Below are 17,678 nucleotides of genomic sequence, written 5' to 3' on the forward strand. Positions count from 1 at the left end.
GCCTTACAGTCCTACGGAGGCCAGGAGGTGTCCGACTTCCTGCTTGCCGAGGTTGCGGATGCTGCCCTGGCGCTGGTCGCCCAGGCCGATGGGACCGATCTTGACGCGCACAAGGCGAAGCACGGGGAACCCTACGGCTTCGAACAAACGGCGGACAATACGGTTCTTGCCGGAGTGCAGCACAACCTCGATCAGCACGTGGCCCGGAGTGGAGTCCACGAGCTTGAAGGAGTCGACGGAAGCGATGCCGTCTTCGAGCTCGATGCCGGCCTTAAGCTGCGCACCGACGCCCTGCGGGAATGGACCGCGGACCTGTACCAGGTACGTCTTGGGCACCTCGTAGGAGGGGTGCGTCAGGCGGTTGGCGAGTTCGCCGTCGTTGGTCAGCAGCAGCAGGCCCTCAGTGGCGACGTCAAGGCGGCCGACGTGGAAGAGACGCTCGCCCTTGTTCTTGGCGGACTTCAGGAAGTCGCTGATGCAGGGACGGCCTTCGGGGTCTTCCATGGTGGAGACGACGCCCTTGGGCTTGTTGAACACCATGTAGAGCATGGTGTCATCGAGCTGGATCCGGATGCCGTCCACGTGGATCACGGCGGTCGCGGGATCCACACGCATGCCGAGCTCGGTGGTGAGCTGGCCGTTGACCTCGACGCGGCCTTCCTCGATCATTTCCTCGCACACGCGGCGGGAAGCCACGCCTGCCTGGGCCATGACCTTCTGCAGGCGCACGCCATCGGCGTCGTGCTGCTCGGACTGCGCCACCTCGCCGCGGCGGCCGCGGGGCTTACGGATCGGGCCAAGGTTCTGGCCGAAGCGCTCACTGCCGAAGGCGCGGGAAGCGTACTGCTTCTTGTTGCTGGCCTTGGGCTTCAATGCGCCCGGGGTGCCCGGAGCCTTGCCGAAGCCGGGCTTGTTTGAGCCTGGCTTCCGGGGGGCCTTGGCCGGCCTTGCGTCTTGTCGGCCGGCGTCGTCACGACGCCCGTAGCCTCCGGCCGACGTGGGGTTGTCCGGATCGAAGGGGCGCTCTTCACGCGGACGACTGGGCTTGAAGGGGCGTTCTCCGCCCGGGGAGAAGCTGCGCTTACTGCCTCCGGAGGCGCCTCCGGCTCGGCTTGCGCCACCCCGGCCGGCACCGAAGCCGCTGCCTCCTGTACGGCCGGCGCTGCTGCGGCCTGAGTCTTGCGACTCGTTGCGTCCGGAATTGTTTCGTCCCGAACTATTACGTGGTGAACCCTGGCGTCCCGCCTGTGTCATGACCCGTCCTTTTGTTATGGTGGCCGGCTTGTTCTTTCTCAACATTAGCCAGCCGGACAGAGGATATCTGCCCTGTGTGAACTCTGCCCGCTACTAGCCCGGGCGTTTGTAGATCCTTGCAATATTGAGTTGTTTTGCCTTGCCTGCCGCCGCGGGTTCCCGCGGCTACATGCGTTCGGCGTCGAAGAACTCCTCGATGCCCTCCAGCCCCGGAAGGTGGGGGGACAATTGAGGCAGTTCCGCCACCGAGCCAATGCCCATGCGCTCGAGGAAATACGAGGTGGTCCGGTAAAGGATGGCCCCCGATTCAGGATCGGTACCCGAGTCCTCGATCAGCCCGCGTTGGACAAGGGTCCTGACGACTGAATCGACATTGACCCCGCGGATGGCCGACACCCTGGCCCTGGAAACCGGCTGCCGGTACGCGATGACCGCCATGGTTTCAAGGGCTGCCTGCGTCAGCCGCGCGGTCTGGCCTTCGAGAACGAACCTGCCCACGACGTCGGCAAATTCCGCGCGTGAATAGATCCGCCACCCGCCGGCAACGTTCCGCAACTCAAAACCCCGGGGTGCAGCGCTGGCACGTGCATCAATGTGCAAGTCATCAGCGTCCCTGCCCGGGGCTTTAACAGTATAGCCGCTATACTCCTGCCGCAGTCCCTCCAGCAAATCCTCGACGACGGCGACCGTCACGTTGAGCCCGGCAGCGAGCTCTTCCGCGGTGGCCGGTTGGTCGATCACCATCAGGACGGCTTCGAGGGCCGCGCGGGCGCCTCCGGGCAGGGCCTCGAGCTCGGCGAGGCCGTCCCCGCCTGTATCCTGCTCGCTCACAGCGGTTCCTCTCCTTGGTCGACCTGCTCGTATTCGTCGCTCACATTGTCGCTGCTCCACCCTTCGGGGCGCCCTGTCCAGCGGACGGTCAGTTCTGCGAGCGGACCCGGCTGGTCAAACGCCACCACACGGTCGCGGAACAGCTCGAGGAGCGCCAGGAACCGGACCACGACAACAAGCGTGGACTCAGCGTCCGCGATCAGCGCCCTGAAGGATTGTGGCTGGCCGCGCTGCAGGCGGTACCCGATGATCTCGGCTTGTTCCTTGACGCTGACGGGTGTTCCGTGAAGGTGGTCGAGCCCGACTTCCTCTGGCGTGTTGTCCTTCGGCGCGAGGGTCTTGGCCGCCAGCGCGGCGAACTCTTCGGGCGTGTGGCGCCAAATCAGCTCGGGCAACATTGCAGCGAAATGCCCTTCCAACGCAACTTGCCGCGGGAAGCGCCGGGCTTCGGACTCCAAGGTGCCGGACATGATCGCAGCCACCTGCTTGAAGGCCTTGTACTGCAGGAGCCGGGCGAAAAGAAGATCCCGGGCTTCCAGCAAGGCAATGTCCTCGGCGTCTTCCACTTCGCCCGCCGGCAGGAGCCTTGCGGCTTTGAGGTCCAGGAGGGTCGCGGCGATGACCAGGAATTCGCTGGCCTCATCCAGCGCCCAGTCCTCCCCCAACTCCTGCAACCGCCGGATGTATTTGATGAACTCGTCCGTGACGGTGGCCAGCGCAACTTCCGTGATGTCCAGCTTGTGCTTGGAGATCAAGCCGAGCAGGAGATCGAAGGGGCCGGTGAAGTTCGCCAGCCGGACCTCAAAGCCGGCCTTCCGTCCAGAAGGCGGGGCCCCGGCGTCGTCCGAGTTACTCCCGGAGGAGTACGACAGCGGCGCGTCGCCCACCAGGACGGGCCCGGCTTCAGGGGTGAGTGGCTCTGCCACGCGGGCTAGGGTGCGCCGCCGCGCGAAATCAATTCCTTGGCCAAGCGGCGGTAGGCGTCGGCACCGATGTGGTTTCCCGCGTAGCTGGTGATCGGCTCCGCGGCGACCGTGGCGTCGGCGAATTTGATGGAACGCTTGATGACCGTCTCGAAGACCTTGTCCCCGAACGCCTCCACGAGCCTCGAAATGACTTCGCGACTGTGCAGGGTGCGCGCGTCGTACATCGTGGCGAGCACGCCGTCCACTTGAAGGCGCGGGTTCAAGCGGTCCTGGACCTTTTCGATCGTTTCGACGAGCAGTGCTACCGCGCGGAGGGCGAAGAATTCGCAGATCAGCGGGATGATGACGCCGTGCGCAGCCGTCAGTGCATTGACCGTCAGGAGGCCTAGGGACGGCTGGCAGTCGATGAGCACGACGTCGTAATCGTCCTCGACGCTCTTGAGGGCGCGGTCAAGCACTTGCTCGCGGGCTACCTCGTTGACCAGCTGGACCTCGGCGGCGGAGAGGTCGATGTTCGCCGGCAGGAGGTCGATGCCTTCGACGCCGGTCTTCTGGATGGCGTCACGGATGTCCACCTTGCGGTCCATCAGGACGTTGTAAACGGTGAGGTCGAGCTCGTGCGGGTTCGCGCCCAGGCCTGCGGAAAGGGCTCCCTGCGGATCGAAGTCAACGAGCAGGACGCGACGGCCGAATTCTGCGAGCGCGGCGGCGAGGTTGATGGTTGACGTGGTCTTGCCCACGCCACCCTTCTGGTTGACCATGGCGATGACCCGGGCCGGGCCATGCGAGGCCAGCGGCGCGGGTTCGGGGAAGTCGCGGTACGGGCGGCCTGTTGGCCCCATGACGGCGTCTTCCAGATCGAAATCCGTGCCCTCCAGCGTAGTTGTTCCCCGTTCGCTGCTCACGTATTTATCCACTCTCTCCACGACGGTCATTTCCTGCGGCTGTCTCCAGCACCAGCACTGCTCCCCACCTAGGCTACAGCGCCCGACACGGCATTTTGCGGAACTTGACATTGCCCGCAATTTGAGCCTTTACCTTCTAGCTGAGGTAGAAGGTTGGGCCCGCGTACCGTAAAACATGCAATCAAAAGCAGGCAAGGCAGGTCCCTTGGCGGGTTCCTGCCTTGCCTGCATGGATGCTTCCAAACGGCGTGCCGGACTAAGCCGCCACGGCCTCTTTCACCTCGGGTTCAGCGTGGTGGCTGATCATGGTCAACTCGTCGAAAGGCGTCGCACCGGACAGGACGTTGGTGACCTGGTTGCGGTCGATTTCCTTGACCCAGGTACCGATCAACACGGTGGCGACGGCGTTGCCCGTGAAGTTGGTCAAAGCGCGGGCTTCGGACATGAAGCGGTCGATGCCGACGATCATCCCGACGCCGCCCAGCAGTTCGGGCCGGTGTGCCTGCAGGCCCGCGGCGAGGGTGGCCAGGCCGGCTCCGGAAACGCCGGCCGCTCCCTTGGACGCAATGATCATGAAGACCAGCAGCGATACCTGGGCGCCGAGGTCCAGCGGAATACCCATGGCGTTGGCGACGAACAGCGAGGCCATGGTCAGGTAGATGGCAGTTCCATCGAGGTTGAAGGAGTAGCCGGTAGGCACCGTGACACCAACAACCGGCTTGGAAACGCCGAGGTGCTCCATCTTGGCGATGAGCCTGGGCAGCGCCGCTTCGGAGGACGAGGTGGAGAAGATGAGCAGGTACTCGCGGGCCAGGTACTTCATCAGCTGGAAGATGCTGACGCCTGCCACAACCCGGAGCAAGGTGCCGAGCACCACGACGATGAACAGCGCGCAGGTGATGTAGAACGCAACCATCAGGGTGAGCATTCCGAAAATTGCCTTCACGCCGGTGGCACCGACCACTGCGGCGATCGCACCGAAGGCGCCGACCGGAGCCAGCCACATGATCATGATGAGGATCCGGAAAACGAGTGCCTGCCCGTGCTGGATTGCCTTGAGGACCGGCTGGCCCTGGGACCCCATGCGTTGCAGCGCGAAGCCCACCAGGATGGCGGCCAGGAGCGTCGGCAGGACCGGAATGTCTCCGGGGATGATGCCCAGCAGGAAATCGGCGGTACTGTTCGTGGCAGCCTTCGCATTGGGGTCGTACGGGATCAGTTTCAGGCCCTCGCCCGGGTGGATGATGTTGCCAACGACCAAACCGATGGCGAGCGCGAAGGTGGACATCACCAGGAAGTAGATGAGTGCAAGCCCACCGACCTTGCCAACCGTGGCAGCCTTGGCGATCGATCCGATGCCCAGGACGATGGTGCAGAAGATGACAGGGGCGATCATCATCTTGATGAGCTTGATGAAGCCGTCACCCAAGGGCTTGAGGGATTTACCCACTTCCGGGAATAGCAAGCCGACGACGGCGCCCAGCACAACTGCGGCGATCACGGCGATGTAGAGGTAGTGCGACTTGTCCAGCCCCTTGCGCCCGGCCTTCGCGGGTGCAATCTCTCCTCTTTGAGAGGTCATGGCTTTGCTCCTTATAGATACTCTGGAAAGCGCCGTGGTCCCTGCAAAATGTCCCTGCGTCGCTCTGCTGTGATACCCATCATTAGGCGCGGCGTGACATGTATCACTGTTGCGTTCATATTGGTCACAGGATGGCCCGCAGAAAGGAGCACGTGATCCAACGCTGGAGCATTGCCCGCAGACTCTTTGTGGCGAATCTACTGTTCGTGCTGGCGCTCACCGCCATCGTGGGCACGGCTGCCTTCCTGGACGCGAGGGACCGGGCCTACAACGACGCCGGCCAGCGCATGCAGGCAGTGGCCGCCGCGATCGCAGCCAATCCGCTCGTGCTCCAAGCAGCCGGCACGCCGAATCCATCGGCCACCCTGCAGCCGTACGCCCAGGTGGTGACGGCCAATGCCCATGCCGATTTCATCACCATCATGGCTCCGGACCGGACCCGCTGGACCCATCCGAACCCCGACGAAATCGGCAAACCGTACATCGGCACCATCGATCCTGCCCTCCGCGGCCAGACATTCACCGAAGTCACCGCCGGCACCCTGGGCCCGTCCGTGCGCACCATCGTCCCCGTGGAGGATCCATCCGGCAAAGTCCGGGCCCTCGTGGCGGCGGGTGTCACGGTGCGCACCGTGGATGTCGCCGTGTCAGCACGACTCACGGCGATCATCGGTATCTCCCTGGCCATGCTCGCAGGCGGCTCCCTGGCCTCGTGGCTATTGGGGCGGTACCTGCGCTCGGTCACCAGGGGCTGGGGACCGGAGCAATTGGCGCAGTTGTTCGCGTATTACGAGTCGGTCCTGCATTCGGTCCGCGAAGGCGTGGTCCTGATCGACACCGGCGGCAGGGTGGTCATGTACAACGACCAGGCCGCGGAACTGCTGGGACTGGAACGGTCCGATGTCGATCCCGCGGCGGAAGCCGCCCCACGCTTGTCTGATCTGCCACTCGATCCCAGCCTCCACCGCCTCTTCGAGTCCGGCCGGACGGCGCACGACGAGATCCACCTCACCGGCTCGCGCATCCTGGTGGTGAACCAGGCGCCGGCAGTGGGGCCGCCCGGCATGAGGGGCCGGCAGCGGCCTGCGGTGTTCGGGACCGTAGCCACGCTCCGGGACAGGACGGAAATCGAGTCCCTGGGCAGTGAACTCGAAACCATGAAGACCCTGTCTGACGCCTTGCGGGCACAGACTCATGAACACGCCAACCGGCTGCACACCATAGTGTCCCTCATGGAGCTCGGGCGTACCTCCGATGCCTTGGACTTCGCCACCAAGGACTTGGAACTGAGTCAACAGCTGACCGACCACCTCGTGGCGTCAGTGGACGAGCCCGTCCTGAGCGCGCTCATCATGGGGAAGTCGGCCGAGGCGCACGAACGCGGAGCGGAGCTGACGGTCACAGTGACCGGCGGGGACGGCCTCCAGGGCCTGGCAGTGCAGGACCTTGTGACGATTTTGGGAAACCTGCTGGACAACGCCCTCGACGCGGCAGCCGCCGCTCCCCCGCCGCGCAAAGTGGAACTGGGCATCGACTCCGGACCTGAAGGAACCACCTTCACGGTTGTCGATTCCGGCCACGGGATCGATCCCGGCATCGTGGACGACGTCTGGCAGTACGGATACAGCACCAAGGCGGCGGGAATCGGACAGGCCGGGCAGCCCGGAGCCCCTTCCCGCGGCGTGGGCCTCGCCCTGGTCCGGCAAGCTGTGCAGCGGCTTGGCGGTACGCTGTCCATCAGCGACTCCACGAGCGCTTTGGGCGGCGCGTTCTTCCGCGTAGTGCTCCCGGTGCCGGACTCCAGGAAAGAAGCCGAATGACCGAAATCCGCGTCCTCGTTGTCGAGGACGAACCCATCGCCGCCGATGCCCATGGCGTCTACGTGGGCCGAATCGACGGTTTCACCGTCGCGGGAACGGCCCCGGACGGACAGTCGGCCCTACGGCTACTCAACGAATTCCACGTTGCCGGCCAGCCGGTGGACCTCGTCCTGCTGGACATGAACCTGCCGGATCTGCATGGCCTGGATGTTGCCCGCCGAATGCGCGCTTCGGGACTCCTTGCGGACATCATCGCCATCACCGCCGTCAGGGAAGTGAACATTGTCCGGAGCGCGGTGTCGATCGGCGTGGTGCAGTACCTCATCAAGCCGTTCACGTTCGCCACCTTCGCGGACAAACTCGCCAGTTACCGCGCCTTCCGCGAACAACTCGCCGCACCGGCGTCGGGCGCCCGGGCGAGCGGAGCATCGCAAAGCGATGTGGACCAGGCGTTTGCCAGCCTCCGCGCACCCACCGAAGTCCCACTGCCCAAGGGGCTTTCCGCCCATAGCCTGGAGTCCGTCAAAGACCTCCTGGCCAGCCTTGGCCGGCCGGTGTCCGCAAGCGAGGCAACTGTCGCCCTTGGGATGTCCCGGGTTACAGTACGCCGCTATCTCGAGTACCTGGCCGACGCCGGTATGGTCACGCGGAATGCGCGATACGGCACTCCGGGACGTCCGGAGAACGAGTACCGCTGGAACCGGAGTTAGTCCACAATTCACCGGTGGATGTATACACAGATCGATCATCGGGCGAGCATTCGCCAGAAAAGCTAGGCTTGATCGCTGTTTATGTATACACTGAGGACGTCCACCCAGTGAAGGAGGGTCCATGCGTGCCAGCGACAAAGCCTATGCGGCCCTGCGCGAAGACATCATCGAATGGCGCCTGGCACCCGGAACGGTCCTCGCGGAAGTGGAACAATCCGAACGCCTGGGCGTGTCCCGCACGCCGGTCCGGGAGGCGCTGGGCCGGCTCAGCGCGGAAGGGCTGACGACGGCGGCAGGCGGCCGCGGCGTCGTCGTCACCGATATCTCGCTGGAAGACATCGACGAACTGTTCGAGCTGCGCGAAACCCTGGAAGGCAAAGCCGCCGCCCTGGCCGCGGTGCGCGGCGAACGCCCGGTGTTCGAGCGGCTCCACGCCGAGCTCCTCCGGGCCCCGGAGATGCTCAACGACAGCGACCCCGCACGGCACGACTACTACGCCCTCGTGGGAAGGCTGGATGAGGCGATCGACGAGGCCATCTCCAATTCCTACCTCGCCCAGGCCATGCGGGCCCTGCGCGTCCACCTCGTGCGGGTCCGCCGCCTCGCGGCCGACGACGCCGAACGCCTCCAAGCCGCCGCGGCAGAGCACGCCGCGATCGCCGAAGCCATCGCGGCAGGCAACCCCCGGCTCGCCGAAGCCGCCACCACCGTCCATCTGCACCGCAGCCTTTCCCACGTCAAAGCCACCCACACACCTCACTAAAAGGAGCACCATGGTGAAGAACAACCACGTCCGCGTCTACAAGAGCGAAGAGAACCTTCCCCGCGAGCAGCAGCTGGCGCACAAGATCGCCGCCGTCGCCGCCGACCCCGTCGACGTTCTTCCCCTCGTCACGGAGATGGTCATCAACCGGATCATCGACAACGCCTCCGTCGCCGTTGCCTCCCTCAACCGGGCCCCGATCATCGCCGCCCGGGCGCAGGCCCTGACCCACGCACCGACCACCAACGGCAAAGGCTCCAGTGTTTTCGGGATCAGCGACAAGGTCTCCCCCGAGTGGGCCGCCTGGGCCAACGGCGTCGCCGTGCGCGAACTCGACTACCACGACACGTTCCTGGCCGCGGACTACTCCCACCCGGGCGATAACATCCCGCCGATCCTGGCCGTTGCCCAGCACGTCGGCGCGGGCGGCAAGGACCTGATCCGCGGCATCGCCACCGGCTACGAAATCCAAGTCAACCTGGTCAAGGCCATCTGCCTGCACAAGCACAAGATCGACCACGTCGCCCACCTCGGCCCCTCCGCCGCCGCGGGCATCGGCACCCTGCTGGGCCTGGACGTCGAGACGATCTTCCAGTCCGTCGGCCAGGCCCTGCACACCACCACGGCCACACGGCAGTCCCGCAAGGGTGAAATCTCCACGTGGAAGGCCCACGCCCCCGCATTTGCCGGGAAGATGGCCGTGGAAGCCGTGGACCGCTCCATGCGCGGCCAGACTTCCCCCGTGCCGATCTACGAAGGCGAAGACGGCGTCATCGCCTGGATGCTGGACGGCCCGGACGCCTCCTACGAGGTCCCGCTGCCCGAGGCCGGGGAGCCCAAGCGGGCCATCCTGGACACCTACACCAAGGAACACTCCGCCGAATACCAGGCCCAGGCCTGGATCGACCTCGCCCGCAAACTCCACGGTGAGCACCCCGAAGCCACGGACCCGGCCAACGTGGCCTCCGTCCTGATCAAGACCAGCCACCACACGCACTACGTGATCGGCTCCGGCGCCAACGACCCCCAGAAATACAGCCCCACCGCGTCCCGGGAAACCCTGGACCACTCCATCCCGTACATCTTCACCGTCGCCCTGCAGGACGGCTCCTGGCACCACGTCGACTCCTACAGCCCCGAACGCGCCGGCCGGGCGGACACCGTGGAACTCTGGCACAAAGTCACCACCGTGGAAGACCCCGAATGGACCCGCCGCTACCACTCCCTGGACATCGCGGAAAAGGCCTTCGGCGGCACCGTGGTCATCACCCTCAACGACGGCACCGTCATCACCGAGTCGATCGCCGTCGCCGACGCCCACCCGCTCGGCGCCCGGCCCTTCGCCCGCCAGCAATACATCGACAAGTTCCGCACCCTCGCGGCCGGGCTGGTGGAAGAGGCCGAGATCGAAAGGTTCCTCGCCGCCGTCGAGCGCCTCCCGGACCTCGGCCCGGGCGAACTGGACCAGCTGAACATCACCGCCGCCCCCGGCGTCATCGACCTCGCCGCCGCACCAAAGGGACTCTTCTAAGATGCTCTACTCCAAGACCACCCCGGAGCAGAAGCGCCTCAAGCTCCGGGACCTGCTGGACTCCGGGACCATCGCCCAGTTCCCCGGGGCTTTCAACCCGCTCTCGGCACGCCTGATCGAGGAAAAGGGCTTCCCCGGCGTCTACATCTCCGGTGCCGTCCTCGCCAACGACCTCGGCCTGCCGGACATAGGACTCACCACCCTCACGGAGGTCGCCACCCGCGCAGGGCAGATCGCCCGCATGACCGAGCTCCCGTGCCTCGTGGACGCGGACACCGGATTCGGCGAACCGATGAACGTGGCCCGCACCATCCAGGAACTCGAAAACGCCGGACTGGCCGGCTGCCACATCGAGGACCAGTTCAACCCCAAACGCTGCGGGCACCTGGACGGCAAGAACGTGGTCGACGTCGACACCGCCGCCAAGCGCATCCGCGCAGCGGCCGACGCCCGCAGGGATCCGAACTTCCTCATCATGGCCCGGACCGACATCCGCGCCGTCGACGGCATCCAGGCCGCCCAGGAACGCGCCAAAGCACTCGTCGACGCCGGCGCCGACGCGATCTTCCCGGAAGCCATGAAAGATCTCAGCGAGTTCCAAGCCATCCGTGATGCAGTGGATGTGCCGATCCTGGCCAACATGACCGAGTTCGGCAAAAGCGAACTCTTCACCGTGGAACAACTCCAGGGCGTCGGCGTGAACATGGTGATCTACCCCGTCACCCTGCTCCGCATTGCCATGGGGGCTGCAGAGCGTACGCTGGAAACGATCAAGGCCACTGGAACGCAGGAGGCGCAGGTGGAGAACATGCTCACCCGTGCGCGCCTCTATGACCTCGTGGACTACGAGGCCTACAACCACTTCGACACGAGCGTTTTCAACTTCCAGGTTCCTGGGCTCAGCCGGTAACTGGATCAACCAAGGGATGCAGGCGATCCGGCTATTCCGGAGTGCTTGCCGACGAACGAAGGAGGACAGCATGGTTGCTGTTGAGATCAAGAAAGGCCTGGCCGGCGTCGTGGTTGACTACACCGCGATCTCCAAGGTCAACCCGGACACCAACTCGCTGTTGTACCGCGGTTACCCCGTGCAGGAACTCGCCGCCAAATGCAGCTTCGAAGAAGTCGCCTACCTGCTGTGGAACGGCGAGCTGCCCACTCCGGAGGAACTTGCTGAGTTCACTGCCCGCGAGCGCGCGGGCCGCGCCCTTGACCCGGTGGTGAAGCAGGTCATCGATGCGCTGCCGACGACGTCCCACCCCATGGATGTCTGCCGGACGGCCGCTTCGGTGCTGGGAGCCCGGCACCCTCTCGCCGAGGTTTCCACGCCCGAGGCCAATATGGCCAAGGCCATTGACTTGTTCGCCGCCATGCCGGCGGTGGTCGCCTACGACCAACGCCGTCGGCGCGCGGACGGGCAAACAATCGAACCCGTGGCACCGCGGGACGATTTGGGTTACTCCGCCAATTTCCTGTGGATGACCTTCGGCGAGGACCCGGTGGACGAGGTCGTGAAGGCGTTCAACGTCTCGATGATCCTCTACGCCGAGCACTCCTTCAACGCCTCCACCTTCACGGCACGGGTTGTCACCTCCACCCTTTCGGACCTGCACTCCGCGGTCACCGCGGCGATCGGCGCCCTCAAGGGCCCGCTGCACGGCGGCGCCAACGAGGCCGTCATGCACACGTTCGAGGAAATCGGCATCCGCACCGAGGAATCGCTCGATGACGCCGCCTCCCGGGCGAAGACCTGGATGGAACACGCCCTCGCGCAGAAGAAAAAGGTCATGGGATTCGGTCACCGCGTCTACAAGCACGGCGACTCCAGGGTGCCCACCATGAAGGCCGCGCTGGACAAGATGATCGCCCACTACGGCCGGCCCGAGATCCTGGGCCTGTACAACGGCCTCGAGCAGGCGATGGACGAGGCCAAGGCGATCAAGCCCAACCTCGACTACCCCGCCGGACCCACCTACCACCTCATGGGATTCGACACTCCGACCTTCACCCCGCTGTTCGTCGCCAGCCGCATCACCGGATGGACCGCACACATCATGGAGCAGCTCGGATCAAACTCCCTGATCCGCCCGCTCAGCGAATACAACGGCGTGGACGAACGGCACCTGCCGTAGTTCCACCTGCACGACGGCGGGCCGGTCACCTCCCCACGAGCCCCCTGACCTCGCAAGCTCGGCCAGGGAACCCGGCTTCGCGTGGGCCCAGGCCGGCCCGCCGTCGTTCCAGTCGCTATTGAGTCAGCTGCAGGCTGGTGATCATCCGCTTGAGCTTCTGGTATTCCGGTGTCTGCAAGTATTGCGTGGCTTCCGCCATGGTGCTGAAGGTGCGGGCGCCAAGGGCTTGGGGCCCGTCCGTGGCGAAAGACAGCGTGCCTTTGGGAGCGCCGGCCACGAAGGAGTACATCAGGCAGCTGTCCTGCACTTCCCCGCTGGACTTGTCCACCAGACCGATTTGATAGCCGACGCCCTTGCCTTGGGCCGTCTGATCCAGCACGCGGTAGGAGAACCTGGCCTGGGCGGTGGTCACCCACTGGCCCTTTAGTGACGTGGCAGCTGTGTCGAGCTCCTTTTGCTTGTACGTTCCTGGCCCGCATGCCCCGCCTACGCCGCCGCCCGTGCCGTAGTAGAACTTCGCCACCACACTGCCCGACTCATCGCTCACCTGGATTCCGGATGCGGGATTACTGGCGGTGCCTGCTGGAACATCGGCGGCCGTCCATCCCGAAGGAAGATCGAACTGCACGTGGGCGCTGGTGCTGACGAAGCTCGTCCACCCGGAGCCCGCCGTCGCTGGTGTTGATGCTGTCGGTTCTTCCGTAGCGGCCGTTGAAGCCGAGGCCGTGGCCGACGCCGATGGGGCAGTCGTCGCAGGGGCCGTCGTAGCTGCTGTTGCCGGTAGCTGGCTTCCGCTCCGGGATTGTCCCTGGGACCCAAGGTTGGCGGCAACGAGGAATCCCGCTGCAAGGACCGCTGCGGCAAGGGCCACCAACACGATGATTCTCAGTCTCCGCATCTTCTGTCTGGAATCCACCGTTCCCCCTTTGTCGGTTAGCGCCCGAAGTGGGCGTCTATCGTGTAAGTTTCCGCAAGACGCCCCAAGGTTACAGCCCGGGCACCCAATTCCGCGCGGACCCACCAGCTGCTGCTCCGTCGTTGTTCCAGTCTGCGTGGAAGACCTCGGCCACGTTCTCGTTGTCATCTGCGAGCACCACGCGCACATCCATGCGCCGGCCATTCATCATCGCGGGAAGCCAGTGCTCGGCGTCGGCCCACATGTGAGCTACCGGCAGGTCCTCCGCCGGGTACCACTGGGGCGTGATCTCGTCGCTCTCGGAAGGCTCCCCCACCCAGGATTCGGAAAGAAACACGGTAGTAAACATGTTCCATTCGGGCTTGGCAGGGAAAACAAAGTCCACAGTTCCCGCGGCCACCAGGTCGTCCGGCTCAACATCGACGTAGACTTCCTCGCGGACTTCCCGGCAGATCGCCTCGACGGCGGTCTCGCCCTCCTCCACATGGCCGCCGACGCCTACTACTTTGCCCTTGCCGAAGCCGGTGCGCTTGCGTCCCAGAAGGACCTCCCGGCCGCCATCGACCTCGCGGAGGAGAAAACAGAGGGTCACGTGTGCGGCTGTCATGGCATCAAGACTACGACTGCGTCGCCCCCGAAGAAGGCCCGGTACTCCTGAGAGTGTCGTCAAGGGCAATCTAGGCCCGGTTCCTCTTGAAGGGGTCTGGAACGGTCAGGTTTGGTTTCGTGGGCGGGGCTGTCATGCCCAAGTCTCTTGCACGGGTGAGCTGATTTTCAGGGGTTGTGCAGGGGACTGCTGAGCGGCGGGATTTCCGTACTCGTCCTGCACAATGCGTCCATTTGCTCAGTTCATGCCTGCAGGTTTCGTCTGTGGCGTCCTGCTGGGTCCTGGTTGAAGGTATTGGTAGACGGTTTGGCGGCTGACTCCGAATTCCCGGGCGAGTGCGGCTTTCGCTTCGCCGGTGGCGGCACGTCGTACCAGGTCGGCCGCCTGCAGGGCGTTCAGCGCTTTGCCTCTGCCTTTGTAGACGCCGGCCTTTTTGGCAAGGGTGATCCCTTCACGTTGTCGTTCCCGGATGAGGGCCCGTTCGAACTCGGCGAACGCCCCCATCACGGAAAGCAGGAACGTTGCCATCGCGGTGTCCTCTCCGGTGAAGGTCAGGTTCTCCTTCACGAACCGGACCCGCACCTTCTTGTCGGTCAGCCGGCGGACGATGGCGCGCAGGTCCTCGATGTTCCTGGCCAGGCGGTCCATTGAGTGCACCAGGACGGTGTCGCCGTCGCGGGCGAAATCGATCAACGCATCCAGCTGCGGGCGGTTTTGGTCCTTCCCCGACGCCCGGTCTATGAAAATCCGGTCGAGCTGCTCGCTGTCGAGTTGCCGGATCGTGTTCTGGTCCAGTGAGCTGACCCGTACGTAGCCGAAAGTCTGGCCAGTCATTGTTCCCCGCCTGTAGTGTCAGGGCAACTCTAAGAGCCTGCCAACCATGTGTCAAGAAATGTCAATTTCAACCCCAGCCTGACACGTATCCATTGGCATCGTTGCACGCGGGGTTTACGTCTGGTTGGGGTATACCCCAAACTGACGCCAAAGGCTTAGCGTGCAATTTCACGTCGTTACTATTCGAGTCCCGAGGCTCCCGTGGGTTCAGCGAAACTGAGGTTTCCTCGGTGGGAACCCGAGGGCCTCTTCCGCCTAGGACCAGGGATCGACCCGTGGGTTCGGCTCAACCCGTAGTGTCGCACTCGATCGGGGTTTGCAGTAGCTGCCGGGCCGAGTTCGCGTAGCGGATGGCGGTCTTGGGGTCGAGGTCGAACACGACTGCGAGGTGGAGCGGGTCAGGGCCGTGGGTAAGTGCTTCTTCGAGTTGTCGGTCCATGCGCAGCTGTTCCAAGGTGACGTCCTGGCCGCGAAATCCGGTGTCGATCCAGTATCCGCTGACCGGCCGGTCTCCATTGCGGTCATCTGGTTGATCAGTATGTGGGGGTTGGCGGTGTTGGGCCAGCGGGTGCGGCGGTAGTCGAGCCATTCCACGTAGATCCGGTGGGTGAGCTCGTCGAGCGGGCGGGTGCGGCCGGCAATGGTGAGGCGCTGCTCGCCGAGATCGATATCGTCGAGCTGCAGGGCGCGGACCGCGCCGGCGCGGGCTGCGTGGATGGCGGTTAGCGCGAGGATCAGGCTATCGTCGGGGCGGGTGGCGTTGGTGACGGTCTGCTGGATCTGGCTGTGTCCCAGCGGCTGGATGAGCTTCGAGACGCGGTTGCCGACCCGGATGCGGCTGGTCGGGTTACGGAAGACGATGCCGTTCTTCTTGCAGAAGCCGAACAGCGACCGCAAACCGATCAGCGTGCTCTGGCGGGCTGTGCCGTGAAGCACGTCCAGGACGGCGAGCACGTCCTCTCGGCTGATTTCGCGCAGGTGGTCGTGCCATTGCGACCAGTCCAGCAGCACCGGGCGCACGATTCTGGCGTACTGCCAGACCGTTCCGATATTGCGTGGCTCTCCGCGGGGCCCGCCATTTCGCAGGGTCCGCAGCCAGGTCTCGGTTTCGCGGGCGATGCCCGGTGCGATGCCGTCAAGTTTGCCGTCCAGCCAGTCCTCAAAGCACGATCTCCGGTCGTCGACGAGGATGCCCATCTCGGTCAGGACGTCGGTGGTGCGGTCGCAGCTGAGGTTCAGTCGACGGAGGGCGTCGAACATCGCGGTGTAGAACACCACATCGCCTTCGACGTGCAAAGACAGCAGGATCCGCAGTGATCGTTGGACCTCGAACCGGAACCGGCGAGACCATCCCTGGGCCTCGCCGATCCGGTGGGCGAGGTAGTTGCCCCAGACCAGCCAGGGGTTGTCCGGGTTGGCGTCGGCGTCCGTGGGCGGGATCCGCAGCGCAGCCTGCTTACAGCCGCGGGGCTTGTTCATCTCGTCGATCGGGCACTCAACGACCCGACCGGCCAGAGCATGCATCTCGACCTGGTGCCGCAGCTCGACGAACGAAAAGAAAGTCGTCAGAGCCTGGATCCCGCCCCACAACCTCGTTTTTCAGCAGTCTCCTACCGGGTCTCTGATTCCACGATCGCGGTTCTAATCGAAAGTCGATCCTTTGCTGTCAGGTCTTCTCCATTGATGAAGGCACCGGCGAAAACACTTGCTCGATAATGCGGGTCCGTCACATAGGCAAGACCCCATCGGGCGAAGTTCAAGTTGAATTCGACGTGGGTTATTTCGCTCTGTCGATAACCGCGGATGACCGAAGACTGGTACGAGGAAGCGCGCTTGCTCGTTGTTTGGAGTGCCCAGCGCAGCCATGGATAGCGCTCAATCAAGCAATCACCCATGTACAGGTTGAGGTCTGTCGTAAAGCTATACCATTCTGCGAGCAACTTGTCGTCGTGTCCGGGCTCGAGGCTGATGTTGTCCCGGAACCAGACATTCAGGTCGTTGAAGCACTGATAGGAGTTTTCCAGCTCGATTCCGTTTCGCTTCGTCAGCTCGGCCAGTACCGCTTTTCGTTTCTCCTTAACGGCCATGCTGTGTTTGTGCCGCGCCTGCGCGTCGGCGCGGGAGAGCTTCGAGGAAAGACCGACCCCTACGACGGTGAACAGGGGATAGTCGGTCCAGTCTGCTGTCATTCGTTCAGTCTCCACGGAATGTTGTAATCATCGAGCAATTGTCGCAGACGTTGCGTCGGTCCTATCTTGCCAGTAACTGGGCTCCTGCCGAAGACCCACTCGACGCTCTTGACGGCATCGGAATTTGCGACGAGGTAGCTGTCTTTCATGACCTGTATCGCGGCACGCATCCCGGTCCGGCCGATCTTCGACTCAACAGCATGCCCATCTGAGGTCAGGATATCCAGCACTCGGACGCCAAGATCGCCCGCAGACAATGGTACTTCTGTTTCGGCTCCCGGATATGTGCCCAGGAGCGCGTCCCTGGCGGCGTCACCGTTGATTTTGTTGTCGCCAATCGTGGATTGGCGCACCGTATTGGCGTTGGCGATTGCTTGGGTGGCTGCTTGGCTGGCGGCGTGCATGATGGCGTTCGCGGCTGCCAGGGCTGCCCCGTCGTTGCCTGCCCCGTCGTTGGTTGACGAGGGTCTTTGGGGGATGGCGGGGAAGGATGTTCCTGTGGCTTCCGGGTATCCGGCGGTGTAGCCGTCGGCCAGTCCCCATGATTCCGGCGTGTCGGCCGGGGTGGTGGAGACCGCAGGCCCGGCGGGAGCCGCGGGGAAGGTGATGTGCGTCCAGGGGATGTACTGGTCGGCGGCGAATCCGTTGGCTTCCGCAGCGGCTGTTGCGCCGCTTGAG

17 protein-coding genes are annotated in these 17,678 nt (G+C 64.3%); 6 read left to right on the plus strand and 11 right to left on the minus strand.

Going from position 1 to position 17,678, the window contains the following annotated elements; all coding sequences use genetic code 11:
• Positions 1–3: 3 nt before the first annotated feature.
• The 5 genes from AC3WJU_RS18990 to AC3WJU_RS19010 all read right to left on the minus strand — a co-directional run bounded on the left by AC3WJU_RS18990 (position 4) and on the right by AC3WJU_RS19010 (position 5,498).
• A complete protein-coding gene (locus AC3WJU_RS18990; protein ID WP_306963670.1) occupies positions 4–1,254 on the minus strand; it encodes a pseudouridine synthase in 1,251 nt (416 codons plus the stop codon).
• Positions 1,255–1,419: 165 nt separating this feature from the next.
• Positions 1,420–2,085: an SMC-Scp complex subunit ScpB gene (scpB, locus tag AC3WJU_RS18995; RefSeq protein WP_284991606.1), complete on the minus strand. Its 666-nt coding sequence runs from the start codon at positions 2,083–2,085 to the stop codon at positions 1,420–1,422.
• A complete protein-coding gene (locus tag AC3WJU_RS19000; protein WP_370872294.1) occupies positions 2,082–2,957 on the minus strand; it encodes a segregation and condensation protein A in 876 nt (291 codons plus the stop codon). The genes scpB and AC3WJU_RS19000 overlap by 4 nt, the downstream gene beginning before the upstream one ends.
• Positions 2,958–3,016: 59 nt before the next feature.
• A complete protein-coding gene (locus tag AC3WJU_RS19005) occupies positions 3,017–3,916 on the minus strand; it encodes a ParA family protein (RefSeq protein ID WP_284751736.1) in 900 nt (299 codons plus the stop codon).
• 256 nt (positions 3,917–4,172) lie between these two features.
• Positions 4,173–5,498 (minus strand): cation:dicarboxylate symporter family transporter, encoded by a 1,326-nt coding sequence (locus tag AC3WJU_RS19010; protein WP_284991607.1) that lies wholly within the window; start codon positions 5,496–5,498, stop codon positions 4,173–4,175.
• Between the two features lie 152 nt (positions 5,499–5,650).
• On the opposite strand from AC3WJU_RS19010, the gene AC3WJU_RS19015 reads away from it, so the two are divergent.
• The 6 genes from AC3WJU_RS19015 (at position 5,651) to AC3WJU_RS19040 (ending at position 12,454) form a co-directional block, all read left to right on the plus strand.
• Positions 5,651–7,318 carry a sensor histidine kinase gene (locus tag AC3WJU_RS19015; protein WP_492260572.1) on the plus strand — a complete coding sequence of 556 codons (1,668 nt, stop codon included), beginning with the start codon at positions 5,651–5,653 and terminating at the stop codon, positions 7,316–7,318.
• Positions 7,315–8,028, plus strand: a complete 714-nt coding sequence (locus AC3WJU_RS19020; protein ID WP_492260573.1) for a response regulator — start codon at positions 7,315–7,317, stop codon at positions 8,026–8,028. The genes AC3WJU_RS19015 and AC3WJU_RS19020 overlap by 4 nt, the downstream gene beginning before the upstream one ends.
• Before the next feature lie 121 nt (positions 8,029–8,149).
• Positions 8,150–8,791, plus strand: coding sequence for a GntR family transcriptional regulator (locus AC3WJU_RS19025; protein ID WP_284991610.1), 642 nt, complete (start codon positions 8,150–8,152; stop codon positions 8,789–8,791).
• A gap of 10 nt (positions 8,792–8,801) precedes the next feature.
• Positions 8,802–10,322: an MmgE/PrpD family protein gene (locus AC3WJU_RS19030; RefSeq protein WP_492260574.1), complete on the plus strand. Its 1,521-nt coding sequence runs from the start codon at positions 8,802–8,804 to the stop codon at positions 10,320–10,322.
• A 1-nt stretch (position 10,323) separates the two neighbouring features.
• A complete protein-coding gene (gene prpB / locus AC3WJU_RS19035; RefSeq protein WP_284991612.1) occupies positions 10,324–11,232 on the plus strand; it encodes a methylisocitrate lyase in 909 nt (302 codons plus the stop codon).
• A gap of 70 nt (positions 11,233–11,302) precedes the next feature.
• The gene (locus AC3WJU_RS19040) at positions 11,303–12,454 is read left to right on the plus strand and encodes a bifunctional 2-methylcitrate synthase/citrate synthase (RefSeq protein ID WP_284991613.1); all 1,152 of its coding nucleotides are present in this window, start codon (positions 11,303–11,305) and stop codon (positions 12,452–12,454) included.
• 115 nt (positions 12,455–12,569) lie between these two features.
• On the opposite strand, the gene AC3WJU_RS19045 is transcribed toward AC3WJU_RS19040, so the two are convergent.
• The 6 genes from AC3WJU_RS19045 to AC3WJU_RS19070 all read right to left on the minus strand — a co-directional run.
• Entirely contained in the window at positions 12,570–13,370 is an 801-nt protein-coding gene (locus AC3WJU_RS19045) for a hypothetical protein (protein WP_148667596.1), read from the minus strand.
• A gap of 70 nt (positions 13,371–13,440) precedes the next feature.
• A complete protein-coding gene (locus AC3WJU_RS19050; protein ID WP_059389169.1) occupies positions 13,441–13,977 on the minus strand; it encodes an NUDIX domain-containing protein in 537 nt (178 codons plus the stop codon).
• A 237-nt stretch (positions 13,978–14,214) separates the two neighbouring features.
• Positions 14,215–14,811, minus strand: coding sequence for a recombinase family protein (locus AC3WJU_RS19055; RefSeq protein ID WP_492260575.1), 597 nt, complete (start codon positions 14,809–14,811; stop codon positions 14,215–14,217).
• A gap of 255 nt (positions 14,812–15,066) precedes the next feature.
• Complete coding sequence (locus tag AC3WJU_RS19060) at positions 15,067–16,290, minus strand: site-specific integrase (protein WP_492260576.1); 1,224 nt, start codon at positions 16,288–16,290, stop codon at positions 15,067–15,069.
• Between the two features lie 131 nt (positions 16,291–16,421).
• On the minus strand, positions 16,422–17,000 hold the full coding sequence (locus AC3WJU_RS19065) for a hypothetical protein (RefSeq protein WP_492260577.1): 579 nt from the start codon (positions 16,998–17,000) through the stop codon (positions 16,422–16,424).
• Positions 16,997–17,678 (minus strand): hypothetical protein (locus AC3WJU_RS19070; protein WP_492260578.1); only part of this gene is annotated, 682 nt, incomplete at its 5' end. The genes AC3WJU_RS19065 and AC3WJU_RS19070, both read right to left, overlap by 4 nt.

It is taken from the genome of Arthrobacter sp. FW306-1B-F12A, assembly GCF_058781865.1.

What these genes read in the sequence shown, in the direction of transcription:
- AC3WJU_RS19065 (WP_492260577.1), bottom strand. Translation starts at nt 17,000, where the DNA reads ATGACAGCAGACTGGACCGACTATCCCCTGTTCACCGTCGTAGGGGTC.
- AC3WJU_RS19060 (WP_492260576.1), bottom strand. Translation starts at nt 16,290, where the DNA reads ATGAACAAGCCCCGCGGCTGTAAGCAGGCTGCGCTGCGGATCCCGCCC.
- AC3WJU_RS19055 (WP_492260575.1), bottom strand. Translation starts at nt 14,811, where the DNA reads ATGACTGGCCAGACTTTCGGCTACGTACGGGTCAGCTCACTGGACCAG.
- AC3WJU_RS19050 (WP_059389169.1), bottom strand. Translation starts at nt 13,977, where the DNA reads ATGACAGCCGCACACGTGACCCTCTGTTTTCTCCTCCGCGAGGTCGAT.
- AC3WJU_RS19040 (WP_284991613.1), top strand. Translation starts at nt 11,303, where the DNA reads ATGGTTGCTGTTGAGATCAAGAAAGGCCTGGCCGGCGTCGTGGTTGAC.
- AC3WJU_RS19030 (WP_492260574.1), top strand. Translation starts at nt 8,802, where the DNA reads ATGGTGAAGAACAACCACGTCCGCGTCTACAAGAGCGAAGAGAACCTT.
- AC3WJU_RS18990 (WP_306963670.1), bottom strand. Translation starts at nt 1,254, where the DNA reads ATGACACAGGCGGGACGCCAGGGTTCACCACGTAATAGTTCGGGACGA.
- AC3WJU_RS19020 (WP_492260573.1), top strand. Translation starts at nt 7,315, where the DNA reads ATGACCGAAATCCGCGTCCTCGTTGTCGAGGACGAACCCATCGCCGCC.
- AC3WJU_RS19010 (WP_284991607.1), bottom strand. Translation starts at nt 5,498, where the DNA reads ATGACCTCTCAAAGAGGAGAGATTGCACCCGCGAAGGCCGGGCGCAAG.
- prpB (WP_284991612.1), top strand. Translation starts at nt 10,324, where the DNA reads ATGCTCTACTCCAAGACCACCCCGGAGCAGAAGCGCCTCAAGCTCCGG.
- AC3WJU_RS19025 (WP_284991610.1), top strand. Translation starts at nt 8,150, where the DNA reads ATGCGTGCCAGCGACAAAGCCTATGCGGCCCTGCGCGAAGACATCATC.